The 14,763-nt window shown below is 67.7% G+C and carries 12 protein-coding genes; 5 read left to right on the top strand and 7 right to left on the bottom strand.

Translation table 11 applies throughout. The annotated features are described in order from the left end of the window. Nucleotide 1: 1 nt before the first annotated feature. The 3 genes from IEX32_RS04350 to IEX32_RS04340 form a co-directional block, all read right to left on the bottom strand. Nucleotides 2–1,387, bottom strand: coding sequence for a PepSY-associated TM helix domain-containing protein (locus IEX32_RS04350; protein WP_229735949.1), 1,386 nt, complete (start codon nt 1,385–1,387; stop codon nt 2–4). Next, nucleotides 1,384–3,669 carry a TonB-dependent receptor gene (locus IEX32_RS04345; RefSeq protein ID WP_229735947.1) on the bottom strand — a complete coding sequence of 762 codons (2,286 nt, stop codon included), beginning with the start codon at nt 3,667–3,669 and terminating at the stop codon, nt 1,384–1,386. Before IEX32_RS04345 ends, IEX32_RS04350 begins: the two co-directional genes overlap by 4 nt. 100 nt (nt 3,670–3,769) lie before the next feature. Further along, a complete protein-coding gene (locus tag IEX32_RS04340) occupies nt 3,770–4,171 on the bottom strand; it encodes a hypothetical protein (RefSeq protein ID WP_188768770.1) in 402 nt (133 codons plus the stop codon). Between the two features lie 118 nt (nt 4,172–4,289). On the opposite strand from IEX32_RS04340, the gene IEX32_RS04335 reads away from it, so the two are divergent. From IEX32_RS04335 to IEX32_RS04320, 4 genes are read left to right on the top strand one after another with little or no spacing between them, the layout of a single operon-like run. Then, nucleotides 4,290–5,615, top strand: a complete 1,326-nt coding sequence (locus tag IEX32_RS04335; RefSeq protein ID WP_188768768.1) for an erythromycin esterase family protein — start codon at nt 4,290–4,292, stop codon at nt 5,613–5,615. Then, complete coding sequence (locus tag IEX32_RS04330; protein ID WP_188768766.1) at nt 5,612–6,274, top strand: dienelactone hydrolase family protein; 663 nt, start codon at nt 5,612–5,614, stop codon at nt 6,272–6,274. The genes IEX32_RS04335 and IEX32_RS04330 overlap by 4 nt, the downstream gene beginning before the upstream one ends. After that, on the top strand, nt 6,268–6,954 hold the full coding sequence (locus IEX32_RS04325; protein WP_188768764.1) for a phosphoribosyltransferase: 687 nt from the start codon (nt 6,268–6,270) through the stop codon (nt 6,952–6,954). Before IEX32_RS04330 ends, IEX32_RS04325 begins: the two co-directional genes overlap by 7 nt. Nucleotides 6,955–6,971: 17 nt before the next feature. Next, on the top strand, nt 6,972–7,952 hold the full coding sequence (locus IEX32_RS04320) for a zinc-dependent alcohol dehydrogenase family protein (RefSeq protein WP_188768978.1): 981 nt from the start codon (nt 6,972–6,974) through the stop codon (nt 7,950–7,952). A 29-nt stretch (nt 7,953–7,981) separates the two neighbouring features. Here the strand turns inward: IEX32_RS04320 and IEX32_RS04315 are convergent, their stop codons facing one another. Beyond that, a complete protein-coding gene (locus IEX32_RS04315) occupies nt 7,982–8,299 on the bottom strand; it encodes a TraR/DksA family transcriptional regulator (protein WP_188768762.1) in 318 nt (105 codons plus the stop codon). A gap of 185 nt (nt 8,300–8,484) precedes the next feature. Here IEX32_RS04315 and IEX32_RS04310 point away from each other — a divergent pair, with 185 nt between their 5' ends. Beyond that, nucleotides 8,485–10,719, top strand: coding sequence for an O-linked N-acetylglucosamine transferase family protein (locus IEX32_RS04310; RefSeq protein WP_188768760.1), 2,235 nt, complete (start codon nt 8,485–8,487; stop codon nt 10,717–10,719). Between the two features lie 45 nt (nt 10,720–10,764). Here IEX32_RS04310 and IEX32_RS04305 read toward each other — a convergent pair whose 3' ends face one another. From IEX32_RS04305 to IEX32_RS04295, 3 genes are all read right to left on the bottom strand, one after another. After that, on the bottom strand, nt 10,765–11,574 hold the full coding sequence (locus tag IEX32_RS04305) for a hypothetical protein (RefSeq protein WP_188768756.1): 810 nt from the start codon (nt 11,572–11,574) through the stop codon (nt 10,765–10,767). A 166-nt stretch (nt 11,575–11,740) separates the two neighbouring features. Continuing rightward, a complete protein-coding gene (locus IEX32_RS04300; RefSeq protein WP_188768755.1) occupies nt 11,741–13,858 on the bottom strand; it encodes an acetate--CoA ligase family protein in 2,118 nt (705 codons plus the stop codon). A 26-nt stretch (nt 13,859–13,884) separates the two neighbouring features. Further along, on the bottom strand, nt 13,885–14,721 hold the full coding sequence (locus IEX32_RS04295; RefSeq protein WP_188768754.1) for a p-hydroxycinnamoyl CoA hydratase/lyase: 837 nt from the start codon (nt 14,719–14,721) through the stop codon (nt 13,885–13,887). Nucleotides 14,722–14,763 lie beyond the last annotated feature (42 nt).

Below are 14,763 nucleotides of genomic sequence, written 5' to 3'. Positions count from 1 at the left end.
GCTAAGGCCTCGCACGCAAGGCCTTCGTCCCGCGCCATCCCATCCAGCCGCCGAAACGCGGCGCCGCGCGCTTGAGCGCCCATTCGGCGGCGACGGCCAGCGCCAGCGACGCGCCGAACAGCGGCATGAGCACCGCCAGCATCACGACCAGCGCGACCAGCGCCCAGCTATGGCGCAAAGGCGCGAGCGAAGACGGCGCGCCGAGCATGCCGGTCGGCCGGCGGCGCCACCACAGGACCACGCTCGATAGCGACAAGGTCACGAGACCGAGCAGCACCGCAAGGTTCACAAGCTGGTTGGCCAGCCCCCGCCACGCCCCTTCGTGGATCGCCACGCCGTAACTGACGGCACGGTCGATCCAGTGCCGGTCGGCAAAGCGCTGCACGCCGATCAGGCTGCCATCGCCAGCGACTTCCGCGCTATCGCGCTTCGGGCGGTTCGGCGCCTGACTACGCACCTGCCACGGCGCCCCGTGGGTGGTGGGCGGGCTGACTTCGACCGGAGCGACGAAGCCGAGCCCTTCCGCGCGGCGAACAACGGCGTCGAGCGCGGCCGGCTCCGGCGCCATGTGCACCATGGTCATGCCGCGATGCTCCGCGTGTTCGGACATCATCGCCCGCGTCCCGGCATCGGCCGCCGCGCGCTCCCGCGCGTCGGCGGCCGAACCGGCGGACCAGTCCTGCCTGCCCTCCGCCGTGCCGGTGATCTGGCGCACTTCCCGGAAATAGTCGCCCCAGGCCATCGCCCAGGGCAGGCCCGAGGCGATGAGGAACAGCGCGCCCACGCTGATCCACAGACCGGTGACGGCATGGATATCCCGCCAGAACACGCTGCTCCCCATGCGCAGGCGCGGCCAGAACACGCCGCCCAGCCGGCCGGCGGTCTGGCGCGGCCACCACAGGAACAGGCCGGTGATGAGCATCACCACCGTCCAGCACGCCGCCGCCTCGACCAGCGCCGAGCCTCGGCTGCCCGCCAGCAGTTCGCCGTGGAGGCGGGAGACGACGCGCATCAGCCGGCCCTCCTCCGCCACCTTGTACAGCACTTCGCCGGTCTGAGGGTGGACCCAGACCCGCGTATCCTTCGCGCCGCTGCCGACGAGAACCTGCACGGCGTCGTCCGCCGCTTCGGGCAGGACGTACTTGTGCAGCACCGATCCCGGCACTGCCTCGACCGCCCTGGCTGCGATGGCATCGGGCGAAAGCATCGGCGCGCCGCCACTCGCGACATGACGGTAGGGCGCGTAGAGCACGCTCTCGATCTGCGGCTTGAACAGGTAGATCCCGCCCGTCACCGAAAGCCACAGCACGAACGGCACGCACAGCAGCCCGGCATAGAAATGCCAGCGCCAGACCGCCCGATACCAGCGTTCGGTGCGCGCGCTCACAGCTTCCACCCCGCTTCGAGCTGGAAGCTGCGCTGCGGGAAGGGATGATAGACCCAGGCGCGGTCATTGGTGATGTTGTCCACCCCGGCGCTCACGCGGAGCTGCCCGGTCACGACCCAGTTGATCCTGGCATCGAGCGCGAAGAGTTCGGAGGTATAGCCGAACGTATCCCCGCGCTGGAGGCCAGGCAGGTCGGTGTTCGGCCGGCTGGCATAGCGCATGCCGATCGCGACCATCACCGGCTCCGCCACGCGGTAGCGAACGGTGCCGTTCACCCGCCAGCGCGGGATACGCGGGAACTGCACGCCCTCCGCCTCCGGCGCGCCATCGTTGCGCACGGTGACGGAATCGATCCATGCCGCGTTGGCGTCGATGTCCAGGCCGGGCACGATCACGTCCCGCGCTTCGGCGATCAGTTCGATGCCGTATTGTCGGGTCACGTCGATGTTCTTGTAGTTCGAGGTCCTGAAACCCTGCGCGTTGAAGCCGGTGAACGAGAAGATCGTGTCCTTCACCCTTTGCCAGAACACCGAACCCGTCAGCTTGAACGAACCGAAATCATGCGCGAGCAGAAGGTTGGCGTCGGTTGATCGTTCCGGCTTCAGACCGGGATCGAAACTCTCCCCGTCGAGCATGCCGTTTTCATCGAGGCTGCCCTGGAACAGCTCACCCACGGTGGGGAAGCGCGTCGCCTTGGCGAGGCTGAGCTGCAGGCTCGTATCCGGGTCAATCGCCCATTCGAGCGAGGCCTTGGGCTGCAAAGCCGTCCCATGGCGGTTGTCGTACCCGTCGAAAACCGGCTCCTCCGCGACCACGGTGCCGATGCCGCCATCGAAGGCGCGCCAGTCCTCGACGCGGGCGCCCAGCGTCAGCGTCACCGCATCGAGCGGCGCGCGCAGCTCTGCCCAGGCGGCGAGATTGCGGGTCTTGCCGAAAGTGCGGGTGGAGATCGCCCTGCCTTCATCGCTGCGCCAGTGGTCCAGCGAGTAGTTGGTGGCATAGGTCGCGTAGAGATTGGCGCTGCCGCCTGCCGCCAGTTCGGCATCGCCGAGATCGGCAGTCAGCGCCAGTTCGCCGGTCCACCAGTAGGTCGGCCCATGCCGCGCCAGCGTGCCCGCCCCGTTACTGGCGCCGGTCGCATAGCCGTTCGAAGCAAAGCCATCCGAACGCAGGATCTGGTAGGTCGAGACATTGGCCTGCACATGCACCGCATCGGAAAGCGGGGCGCCGATCCTGAGCCCGACAAGCAGCTCGTCACGCACCGTGCGCGACCATTTCGCACCGCTCGCATTGTATGTCTGCCCTTCGAATGACACGAGACCCTCGCAGACCGCATCGCCCGAGGCATCGCGCAGGTAGCAGTCGGGCTTGGTCTGGCTGTCGAGATTATGCCAGTAGGCCACCAGCAGCTTGCCGGTCACCCCCGAAGCGCCGTCGTATCCGACGCGCAGCTTCGCCTGATCCTGCGTGATCGCGGCGAGGCTCTGCGCGGCGAAGATCGGCCGGCCTGCACTGCCCGGCGCGAAGGACTGGCCCTGCTTCGGATCGAACACCGCACCCGTCACTTCGGTGGCGGGGGCGGTGCTGGTCGAGCGGGCAAGGCCGTAGAAACCCTGCGGGTGCCCGTCGTTGCGAAAGCGGCGCCCGGACATGCGCACCGACCACGGCCCGTCCTTCTGCCGAAAGCCGAATCCGGCCTCCGCCGAATAGCCCCGGTATGTCTCGTCCGTGCCGAACTGGTCGTAACTCTGCGCAAGGCCCTGCACGGTCGCGAATGCCTCGGTCCTCTCCGGCGAGCGGGTGGTGATGTTGACGATCCCGCCCATCGAGTTGCCTGCATAGCGCGCCGAATAGGGGCCATAGACGATGTCGAACTGCGCGACCTCGCCCGGCCCGACAACGCCCCATTTGGGCGCGAAGCCGAAGGAATTGCCGAGGAAGTTCGACACCGTGAAGCCATCGACCATCACCAGCGTGCGCGCGCTCTGGGTGGAGTGCGTGCCACGAAAGCCGGGCACGCCGTTGGAATCGCCGGCATAGCGTTTACGCACGAAGAAATCGGGCGCGTACTTCATCAGGTCCTCGACGTTCTGGGCATTCACACCCTCGAACTGTTCCTCGCCGAGGCTGACCGAAAGGCCGCGCGGTTCGATGCTGATGGCCTTCTCGGTCTGGCCGACAACAAGGATGGCACCGGCAGGCAGCGCCTCCTCCTCCGCATGGGCGGCGAGGGGAAACAGGGCGAGCGGTGCCGCGCCGAGCGCGAGCATGATTCTGGGCATGGGAAATCACCTGAACGGCACCTAGGGCGTTCTGAAGAGCACCTAGGCGCGGAATGTGGTTCCTAACCGCGGGCAGTGAGCCCACGGCGCGGCTATCGGTTCAGGCGAAAGCGGGTGGCCCCTGGCTCGGTGGACGGATTCGCGCCGTGACCGGCCGCAGCGCCAGCGGCTGCCCCAGGATCGCGGCAACGAAGACGAACAGCAGCGCGGCCAGCACGATCGCGGGCGGGACCGAACCCAACACGGCGGCGGCAAGCGGCGCGAAGGCGCAGGATTGCTTGGCCGAACCGGACATATCATCCTGTCCCGCCTTGCCCGGAATGCGGATCGTCACCGTCTGTCCTTCGGGCGCCATGGATGAGCACAGCGCGACGACCATGTCGCTGCCCGCGGCGCTCGGCATGTAGCCCGCCGGCAGGACGATTTTCAGGCAAAGCGCGGCCGCCAGCAGCAGGGCTGCGAGGGCGGGACGATCCCGGAAAAACTGCCGAAGCGTGCGCACGGGCGCAGCCCTTAGCGGCATGTTCTCGGTGTGTCACTACTCGGGAACATTGCGGATAGCCTTGCCGTTAAGCTGGGGGGAGGATGTTTCGTAAACAGGCAAACGCGCGGAGGCGCGCATGACGATCCAGAACCGCATCGCGATTGACGAAACCCGGTTCATTCAGGGTCTGCGGGCGGCCGCCGAAACCCTGCCCGGCCCCGATGCACCGACCTTCGCCGATGCCTTCGACCGCTTCGGCGACGCGCGCGTCGTGCTGCTGGGCGAGGCAACGCACGGCACGCATGAATTCTACGCCGCGCGCGCGGCCATCACCCGCCGGCTGATCGAGCGCCACGGCTTCAATATCGTCGCCGTGGAGGGGGACTGGCCGGACATCGCCCGGATCGACGCCTATACCCGCCACCGTGCCTCGCGCCCGCGACGAGGCGAGCCGTTCCTGCGCTTCCCGACCTGGATGTGGCGCAACGAGGAAGTCCTGGCTTTCGCCGACTGGCTGCGCGGCCACAACGAGGCCCTGCCCGAAGAGGACCGCGCGAGCATGCACGGGCTCGACGTCTATTCGCTGAGCGAATCGATCCATGCCGTGATCGCCTATCTCGATGCCAACGATCCGGCCGCCGCCACCGAGGCACGGCGTCGCTACGCCTGCCTGATGCCGTGGCGTGACGAGCCGCAGCGCTACGGACGCGAAGTGGAATACGGCACGCTGCGGGACTGCGAGGATGCGGTCGTCGCGCAGCTCCAGAGCCTGCTGGCCGAACGCATGGAATATATGAGGGAGGACGGCGAGGCCTTTTTCGATGCCGAGCAGAACGCCCGCATCGTTCGCGCCGCCGAGCAATACTACCGCGCGATGTATCGCGGCGCCGCGTCGAGCTGGAACCTGCGCGACCGGCACATGTTCGATACGCTGCTGCGCCTCATGGCCCATCGCGAGGACGCCCGCGCGGTGATCTGGGCGCACAACTCGCATATCGGCAATGCCTCGGCGACGGCGATGGGCTGGCGCGGCGAATTCAACATCGGCGAACTGGTCCGCGCCGCCTATGGCGACGAGGCGGTGCTGGTCGGCTTCGGAACGGACCGGGGCACGGTCGCCGCCGCCTCCGACTGGGGCGCGGACATGCACGTCAAGAACGTCCGTCCCGCGCGCGACGACAGCTGGGAGGCCGCCTTCCGCCGCACCGGCCATGCCCGCAGCCTGACCGACTGGCGCGGGCACAAGGATCGCGGACTTGTCGAGCTGCTCTCGCAAACCCTGCTCGAACGCGCGATCGGCGTGATCTACCGGCCAGAGACGGAGCTGGCGAGCCACTACTTCGAAGCGGTCATCGCCGATCAGTTCGATGCCTTCGTCTGGTTCGAGGAGACCAGGGCGGTGACCCCGCTGGGCCATGAACGGCCCCGCGGCGCGCCGGAAACCTGGCCGTTCGGGCTATGAGCGCGGCTTCCCTCACCAGCGCGCCGCACGAGGTGCGCATCGACAGGCGGCTGGGCCTGCCGGCGATCCTCGGCGTGCCGCAGACCGCGAAGGGCCTCGTCATCTTCGCCCACGGCAGCGGCAGCGGGCGGCTCAGCCCGCGCAACAACCACGTCGCGGCCCGCCTGCGCGAGGACGGGATGGCGACGCTGCTGCTCGACCTGCTGACACCCTACGAGGAACGCGACCGCCGCAACGTCTTCGATATCGGACTGCTGGCCTCGCGGCTGCGTCTGGCGGCAGACTGGGCGGCGGAGCGGCCGGAGACGCGGGATCTGCGCCTCTGCTATTTCGGCGCCAGCACCGGCGGCGGCGCGGCGCTGAGAGCGGCGGCGGACGACCCTCGCATCGCGGCCGTCGTCTCGCGCGGAGGCCGGCCGGACCTGGCCGGCGCGGACGCGCTGTCGCGCGTGCGCGCGCCCACGCTTCTGATCGTCGGCGAACGCGACGGCGTGGTCATCGAACTCAATGCCGCCGCCCATGACGCCATGCGCTGCGAGCGGAAGATGGTGATCATACCCGGCGCCGGCCATCTCTTCGAGGAACCGGGCACGCTCGACGAGGTCGTAACGCACGCGAGCAACTGGTTCCGCCACCAGCTGGGAGACGCGACATGGTGACACAGGCAAGCTTCCGCGACCGCAAGGACGCCGGCCAGGCGCTCGCGAAGGAAATCGACGCGTTCGCATTCGAGAACCCCGTCGTGCTCGCGCTGCCGCGCGGCGGAGTGCCGGTGGGCTTCGAAGTGGCCAAGGCGCTCGGCGCTCCGCTCGACGTGTTGATGGTCCGCAAGATCGGCGCGCCCGGCCACGAGGAATACGGCATCGGCGCCCTCGTCGACGGCGCCGCGCCGCAAGTGGTGATCGACGAAGACGCGGCGCGGATGGCCGGGGCGAACCAGGACTATATCGACATGCAGATCGCCCGCCAGCTCGCCGAGATCGAGCGGCGCCGCGCGCTTTACCGCACCGGCCCTGCGATCTCGCTCGCGGGGCGCACGGCGATCGTCGTCGACGACGGGATCGCCACCGGCCGCACCGTGCGCGCCGCGCTGAAGGCCCTCGCCAGGGCGCGGCCGGCGAAGATAGTGCTCGCCGTTCCGCTGGCGCCGGACGAAGTGCTGCCGGAACTCGAGCCGCTCTGCGACCAGGTGATCTGCCTCGCCTCGCCGTTCCCCTTCTATGCGGTAGGCATGCATTATCTCCGGTTCGACCAGACATCGGACGAGGAAGTCGTCCGGTTGCTCGCCGAGGCGAAACTCTGGGAAAAGCCGGGCGTTCGGGAAACCGAGGCAAACTGACAGGCGCAGCCATGACCATGCGCGCCATGCAGCTCGATGCGCCCGGCACGCCGCTCCGCATGGTCGAGCGCAGGCGCCCCGAGCCCGGCGCCGCCGAAGTGCGGATCGCGATCGCCGCCTGCGGCGTGTGCCGCACCGACCTTCATGTCGTCGACGGTGACATTCGCGGAACGCTGCCGATCGTGCCGGGGCATGAGATCGTCGGAAGGATCGAGGCGGTAGGAGCCGGCGTCACCGGCTTTGCCATGGGCCAGCGCGTCGGCGTGCCGTGGCTGGGGCATACTTGCGGAACCTGCCCCTATTGCGCCAGCCACCGCGAGAACCTGTGCGACGATCCGCTCTTCACCGGCTTCACCCGCGACGGGGGCTTTGCCACGCATTGCATCGCCGATGCGCGCTATTGCTTCGCGCTGCCGGACGCCTTTGACGACCTGCACGCCGCACCGCTGCTCTGCGCGGGGCTGATCGGCTACCGTTCGTATCGCATGGCGGGCGATGCGCCGGTACTGGGGCTCTACGGCTTCGGCGCGGCGGCGCATATCCTTGCGCAGCTGGCGGTTTGGCAGGGCCGCGAGGTTTTCGCCTTCACCCGCGATGGCGACACCACCGCACAGGCCTTTGCCCGGCAGCTGGGCTGCGCCTGGGCCGGCGGTTCGTCGGAAACGCCGCCCGCCCCCCTCGACGCCGCGATCATCTTCGCCCCTGTCGGCGCGCTGGTTCCCCGCGCGCTCAAGGCGGTCAGGAAAGGCGGACGCGTGGTGTGCGCCGGCATTCACATGTCGGACATTCCCGGCTTCCCTTACGCGGACCTGTGGGAAGAGCGTTCTATCCTCTCGGTAGCCAACCTCACGCGCGACGACGGCACCGAGTTCCTGGGCCTCGCGGCGCAAGTGCCGGTACGCACCCATGTTACCGCGGTGCCGCTGGACCAGGCGAACGCCGCGCTGGACCGCCTGCGCGCCGGCGACGTGGAAGGCGCGCTGGTGCTGGTTCCTTAGGGGAAGCGGGCAGAACTGGAAGCGTGGCCTCAATCCGCGCAGGCTATACACCGCGTCGCCGTCGGCAACGCCTTGAGCCGCGCCAGACCGATCTCGCCGCCGCAATTCGCGCAAGTGCCGTATTCGCCGCGATCAATGCGGAGCATGGCCTGCTGGATGTCGCGGATCTGCCCGCGAAGGACTTCCCCCAGGCCCTCGAGCGATTCATCGTCCGCCAGATCGACCGCCTGCTCGGAAGAGTCGGCATCGAGCGGATGGCTCAGTTCCTCCTCGACGGCCTGCGCCCGCTTCACGAGTTCGGCAAGCTCCCGGCGAAGGCGCTGCGCAATCTCCTGATATTCGTTCATGCTGATACTCCCGTGCCGGTCCACTTGCTTGCACGAATGGCAGGGATCGTGCTGCTGTTCCTTGCTCGCGATCAAAGACCCGTGACCGCCATATATACGGCATTTCCCTTATGCCTGGGGTCGCAAAATATGAACCATGATTGCCTAGCCCGATCCCCTAGCGAAGCATGAGCCGGGGGAATACGATGAGCGGGCTGGAAAGCGTCCTGATCAAGGCGAAGAGCGCCGCAAAACGGGGTGAGATCGAGTCCGCGCGGGCGCTCTACCGGCAGGCGCTCGATCAGTTTCCACGCAACAAGCGCCTCCAGGCGGCGCTGCGCGCGCTCGACGCGCCCGCGCCGGCGAACGGCAATGCGGCGCAGCGCCAGCTCGATGCCATGGTCGAGGCCTACAAGTCCGGCCGCATGGAAGATGCCGCCCGGCTTGGCGCGCAGCTCGGCGAGGCGTTTCCGCATAACTACACGATCCACAACCTCCAGGGCGCGGCGCTGCTGGCGCTGGACGACCTGCCTGCCGCGGAAGCCGCGTTTTGGCGCGCGCTCACGGCCGATCCCAAGGCCGCCGCCAGCAGCAACAATCTTGCCATCGTGCTGAAACGGCAGGGGAAGCTGGCCGAGGCGGAGGAAGTCTACCGCAAGGTCGCCGCCGACAATCCGGACTATGCCGATGCGCGCTACAATCTCGCGAACCTGCTGGAGCAGTCCGGCCGCACCGACGAGGCGGAGGAGTACTACGCACAGGCGCTGCGTATCTCGCCCGACTATGCCGACGCGCATTATAACCTCGGCAACCTCAAGGCGAACCGGCTTCTGCACGCCGACGCGCTCGCGCATCTCGAGCGTGCCGCGCAGCTTCGCCCGGCGCACAGCGATGCGCACAACAACATGGGTAGCGCCCTATTCGCGCTCGACCGCGTGGACGAAGCGCTGGCCGCCTACGACAAGGCGCTGGGCGCGGATCCGGCCAATACCGGGGCCATGGTCAACAAGGGCAAGGCGCTGGTGAAGACCGGCGAACTGCCCGACGCCATCGCCGCGTTCCGATCGGCGCTGGCCGTCGATCCGAACGACGGCGGCGCGCACCTCTATGCGCTGTTTCAGGAAGCGCACATCTGCGACTGGTCCACGCGCGCCGAATTCGCGCGGCTACCGGCGAGCAGCATGGACAGCGTGCCGCCGTTCGCGGCCTTCACGTTCGTCGACGATCCCATGCACCAGCGCGCCCGGTCGCACGCCTTCGCCGCCCGGACCTTCGCCCCGGACATCGCCGAGGTTCCGGCGCCTGCCCCCTCGGCGGACGGGCGCATCCGCATCGGCTATTTCTCGGCCGACTTCCACGATCACGCAACGATGTACCTCCTCGCCGGCGTGCTGCGCGAGCACGACCGCTCGCGCTACGCGATCCATGCCTACAGCTATGGACCCCGGCGCGAGGACGACGCCATGCGCGCGCACCTGCTCGCCCATGTCGACAGCTTCACCGAGATCGGCGGGATGACCGACGAGCAGGTCGCCGCCAGGGCGCGCGGCGACGGCATCGACATCGCCGTCGACCTCAAGGGCTTCACGCGCGGGTCGCGCAGCCGCATGTTCGGCCAGCGGCTGGCGCCGGTCCAGATCAACTATCTGGGCTATCCGGGAACCATGGGGCATCCCGCGTTCGACTACTTCATCGCCGACCACGTGACCGTGCCCTCCGGCTCCGAGTTCCATTTCAGCGAGAAGATCGTCCGCCTCGCCGGGGCCTATCAGCCCAACGACGATCAGCGCGCCATCGTGCCCGGCGCGCGGGGCCGGGCCGGGCATGGACTGCCCGAAGACGCCTTCGTCTTCTGCTCGTTCAACGACACCTACAAGATCACCCCGCGCGAATTCGACATCTGGTCGCGGCTGCTGGGTAAGGTCGAGGGCAGTGTCCTGTGGCTGTTCCGCACCAACACGTGGGCCGAGGGCAACCTGATGCGCGAGGCCGAAGCACGCGGCATCGACCGCTCGCGGCTGGTCTTCGCGCCGTGGATGCCGCACCGGGAGCATCTCGGCCGCCTGGGCCACGCCGACCTTTTTCTCGACAGCTTCGCGGTCAATGCCCACACCACCGCCAGCGACGCGCTCTGGGCCGGGCTGCCGGTGCTGACCATGCCGGGCCGCCAGTTCGTCGCCCGCGTCGCCGCCAGCCTCGTCCAGGCGGCGGGACTGCCCGAGCTTGTCGTCTCGAGCGAGGCCGAATACGAGGCCATGGCGCTCGACCTTGCCAGCCATCCCGAAAAGCTGCGGGATCTGCGCGGCCGCCTTGCCGAGAGGCGGGCCGAAGCGCCGCTGTTCCGCACAGCCGACTACACCCGCCGGCTGGAACGCGCCTTCGAGGCGATGCACGCCCGGCGCGTGAAGGGCCTTGTGCCCGATCACCTCGATATCGCGTAGGGGCGAGCGCCAGCCTTTGGTAATGCGCTCAAATAGCGCGGCCTCTCAGACCAATCCGTCCAGACTGCGCCCGTCGCTCGCGTAGGCGCGCAGCAGCGCCTCGGGATTGTAGTCGATCCGCCCCATGAATTGCTCGACATGCGCAGCGGTCTGCGCATCGAGCTTGCGGCCGCCGGTATTGCTCGGGGGCGGAATCCGCACGGGCCGGTCCGCGAAGCCCAGCGCGTCCAGCAACGCGCGCGCGCCAGGCTCGGACGTGATTTGCTCGAGCCGCGCCTCGATCAGGCGCAGGCGGTCTGCGTATTTCGCCACGTAATAGTGCTGCCGCACGTCCATCTCGTAAGTGTACCAGATGGCCAGGCCGACTTGCCCCATCTGCAGGAACGGCGCGGGATTGATGATCGCGTTCTTGTAGCTCGTGTGGAGATACCACTGCCAGTTGATGGTGATGTTCAGGAAGTCGCCTCTGGCGATATAGCTCTTGCACTGCGTCACCAGATCGCGACGCAGAACGATCAGGGCAGTGGCGGCGGCCAGAGGCGACCCGGCAAGGTTCTCGACCAGCCCGCACTTGCCCAGCGTGTGGTTCGTCTCGATGTAGAGCGGCATCGGCGCGATCTCGTCCAGCTTGCCCTTCCAGAAGGACTGGACGAGCGCATCATTACCCCGCTCGTTGAAGCTTCGCATGATCTTGATGTCCGGCATGCGCAAACCGAAGTCATCGATACGCAGCCATTCGTGCACGGCCTGGACGTCGAGGCTCGCACCGAGGAAGTGGGCGAGCCAAGCGGTACCGGTACGTCCCCCGGTCAAGGTGAAGATGTAGCGGGCTTGGTCGGCAGGCAGGGCGCTCACGATCGGTTCCTTCGAAGCAGACGCCGAGGATGATGACCGGTTACGGTTAATCAGGGCCTAGGCCCGAATACGGGAATCAACGTAGAACAGCGGCCGAAGAGCAGGAAAAGAGCCCCTCCCGGATGGCACCGGGAAGGACAGTTCCGTCAGGTATCTTATACCGGCGTCAGCCAACCAGCATCAGCGCATCCAGCACGACGACGCCCTGACCCATGGGATGCAGGATCACTGGATTGAGGTCCAGCTCCGTCAGCGACGGTTCGGCCAGCAGGACGGCGCCCACGGTGCGGATGAGCCGCGCCAATGCGGGCACGTCGAGTACCGGCGAACCGCGATAGCCGCGCAGCAGGGCCGCGCTCCTCAATTGCATGAGCCGGGCCACGATCGCATCCTCGGACAGGTCCGGGGTAATCAGGCACACGTCCTGCAGGATCTCGGCGGTGACGCCGCCGAAACCGGCGAGCACGACCGGCCCCCATTCGGGATCGTTACGCGCGCCGACGATCATTTCCATGCCCCGCGCGCCCATCTTCTCGATCAGCACGCCATCGAGCGAAAGCGCGGCGTCGTAAGCGGCGACATTGCCGTGAATGCGCGTCCAGGCCTCGCGAACGCAAGCCGCGTCGCCCAGGTTGAGAAGAACCCCGCCCGCGTCGCTCTTGTGCCCGAGCGCTGCCGCCTGCGCTTTCATCGCCACCGGATAGCCGACCTCTTCGGCGGCCGCGACCGCTTCATCCGCCGAAGCGGCGAACCGGCCCTGCGGGAAGGGGATGCCGAGCGGACCGAGCAGCTGTTTGGCGCGGTATTCGGGCACCACGCCCGCTTCCCCGCCAAGGCCGGACACGGCCAGCGGAGCGGGCGAATTGTCCCCCAGATCGCGCGCGACGAGGCGCCCGAGCCGGGTCAGCGCGTGGAAGGCGCGCTCGGTGCTGGGGAACCATGGCACGCCCCTGTCGCGCAGCGCGGCGATGAAACGAGCCGGAATCCCGGCGCCTTCGTCCAGCCCGGCGAAGATCAGCGGCTTGACCGGTTCGCGCCCGTCAAGCGCGGCGAGGATGGCCGGAACCTTGATGGTAGACGTGACCGGATCGCCCTGGATGATGCCCGCGACCACCGCGCCGACGCGCTCGTCGTCGAACAGGGCATTGAGCACGTTGGTGTAGATCTCCGGCTGGCTGAGGCCCTGCGCGGTGATGTCGAGCGGGTTGCTCACGGGAACGAACGGCGGCAGCGCGGCGCGCAGCTCGGGCGAATCGTCGTCGTTCAGCGAAGCCAACGGCAGCGCGAGTTCCTCGGCAAGGTCCAGCGTGAGCGCCTTGAACGCCCCCGATTCCCCGACGACGGCCAGTTCGGGCCGCGCCAGAGGCGGGCAGCGCACCAGTATCTCGGCTATGTCGCCCAGTTCCTCGAGCGTTTCGGCGAAGACCACGCCGGCGCGCTCCACCTTGGCACGCATCAGCTTGTAGTCGCCCGCCATGGCTCCGGTATGCGTTGCGGCGGATTCGCGCGCCGCGCTGGACTTGCCGGGATGGAGCAGGACAATCTGCTTGCCAGCCGCCCGCGCCCGGCGCGCGGCCGCGAGGAACGTGCTCGGCGCGCGGAACTGTTCCACGATCATCGCGATCACAGCGGTATTGGGCTCGTCGACCAGCCAGTCGACATAGTCCTCGACCCCGCTGGCCGCCTCGTTTCCGGTCGAGACCGAATAACTCACGGCCAGATCGCGCGAGAGCAGCGTGGTGCACAGCACCGCCGCCATCGCGCCCGACTGTGAGACGACGCCGATCGCGCGCCGTCCTTCGGGGGCCTTGCACGCGGTTTCAACGAAAGTCAGCGGCACGCCGTCGACATGGTTGACCGAGCCGAGGCAGTTCGGCCCCTCGATGACCATGCCCGCTTCTTCGGCGATGCGGGCGATCTCGGCCTGCTGGGCAAGGCCTTCCGGCCCGCCCTCGGCGAACCCGGCGGAAAAGATGATGGCGGCTCCCGCCTTGCGGGCCGCAAGCCCCCGCACGGCGTCGAGCACCGCCGGCTGCGGGATCGCCAGAACGGCGACGTCCACTCCCTCGGGCAGCGCGTCGACCGAGGGCAGGCACTTGCGCTCCCCGATCGTCTCGCGCTTGGGGTTGATCGGATAGATCTCGCCGCTGAAGCCGTTGCGGTCCAGATTGCCGAGAACCGAGGCGCCGAGCGATCCGGGCTTGTCGCTCGCGCCGATCACGGCGATCGACCCGGGCTGCAACAGACGCCGGATCATCGCGGCGGAGGGTGCCTTGCCGGCCATCTTCATACTCTCCCGACGGGAACGGTTCAGTCGCGTGACTTGTTCAGATCATAGGCGCCCAGGCCGGGCTTGAATGTCTTGTCATCGATGAACTGGCGCGTCGCTTCCTTGCGGCCTTCCGAGTCAAAGAAGTTCGCCGCTTCCTGCGCCCGGATCAGGTACTCCTCGGCGTTGTCATAGGTCATCTCGCGAACCCGGCGGATGGCCCACTTGGTGGCGCGCAGCGCATCGGGATTCTTGCCGAGCAGGACGTTGGCGATCTCGGTGACACGCGCTTCCAGCCGGTCGGCGGGGACAGCCTCGTTGACGAGACCCCATTCGGCGGCCTTCCTGCCGTCGACGTTCTCCCCCATCATCGCGTGGTACATCGCGTTGCGGAAACCGGTAAGCTCGGCGATGATCTTGCTGGCCCCGCCACCAGGCAGGATGCCCCAGTTGATTTCGGACAGGCCGAACTGTGCGTCCTCCGCGGCGACGGCAAGGTCGCAGGCGAACAGCGGGCCGTAGGCGCCGCCGAAGCACCAGCCGTTCACCATGGCCACGGTCGGCTTCTCCAACCAGCGCAGGCGTTCCCACCAGCCATAGGCCTCACGCTGCGCCTGGCGGATGGCCCCCAGGCCCTTTTCCTCGTTCTCGCGGAAGTATTCCTTGAGGTCCATGCCCGCGGACCAGGACGTGCCTTCGCCCTTGAGCACCAGCACGCCCACGTCGTCGCGGAATTCAAGCTCCTCGATCACCCGCTTCATCTGGCGGTTGAGCTTGGGGCTCATGCAGTTGCGCTTTTCGGGGCGGTTGAACGAGACCCACGCAATCCGCCGGTCGACGGTAACGGCGACGGTATCTTCTTCTGCGCGCTCAGACATAACAAACCTCTCGAAGGTAGACTTGGGTCGCTATTTTCGATA

The organism is Novosphingobium endophyticum (assembly GCF_014640675.1).
Classification (GTDB): Bacteria; Pseudomonadota; Alphaproteobacteria; order Sphingomonadales; family Sphingomonadaceae; genus Novosphingobium; species Novosphingobium endophyticum.
The sequence above is the reverse complement of the archived record's forward strand: the minus strand, read 5'-3'. Positions and strand labels throughout refer to the sequence as shown.

Excerpts from the sequence above, each read along its gene's own strand:
- IEX32_RS04315 (WP_188768762.1), bottom strand. The coding sequence starts at position 8,299 with ATGAACGAATATCAGGAGATTGCGCAGCGCCTTCGCCGGGAGCTTGCC.
- IEX32_RS04325 (WP_188768764.1), top strand. The coding sequence starts at position 6,268 with ATGGTGACACAGGCAAGCTTCCGCGACCGCAAGGACGCCGGCCAGGCG.
- IEX32_RS04300 (WP_188768755.1), bottom strand. The coding sequence starts at position 13,858 with ATGGCCGGCAAGGCACCCTCCGCCGCGATGATCCGGCGTCTGTTGCAG.
- IEX32_RS04335 (WP_188768768.1), top strand. The coding sequence starts at position 4,290 with ATGACGATCCAGAACCGCATCGCGATTGACGAAACCCGGTTCATTCAG.
- IEX32_RS04310 (WP_188768760.1), top strand. The coding sequence starts at position 8,485 with ATGAGCGGGCTGGAAAGCGTCCTGATCAAGGCGAAGAGCGCCGCAAAA.
- IEX32_RS04295 (WP_188768754.1), bottom strand. The coding sequence starts at position 14,721 with ATGTCTGAGCGCGCAGAAGAAGATACCGTCGCCGTTACCGTCGACCGG.
- IEX32_RS04330 (WP_188768766.1), top strand. The coding sequence starts at position 5,612 with ATGAGCGCGGCTTCCCTCACCAGCGCGCCGCACGAGGTGCGCATCGAC.
- IEX32_RS04320 (WP_188768978.1), top strand. The coding sequence starts at position 6,972 with ATGCGCGCCATGCAGCTCGATGCGCCCGGCACGCCGCTCCGCATGGTC.
- IEX32_RS04345 (WP_229735947.1), bottom strand. The coding sequence starts at position 3,669 with ATGCCCAGAATCATGCTCGCGCTCGGCGCGGCACCGCTCGCCCTGTTT.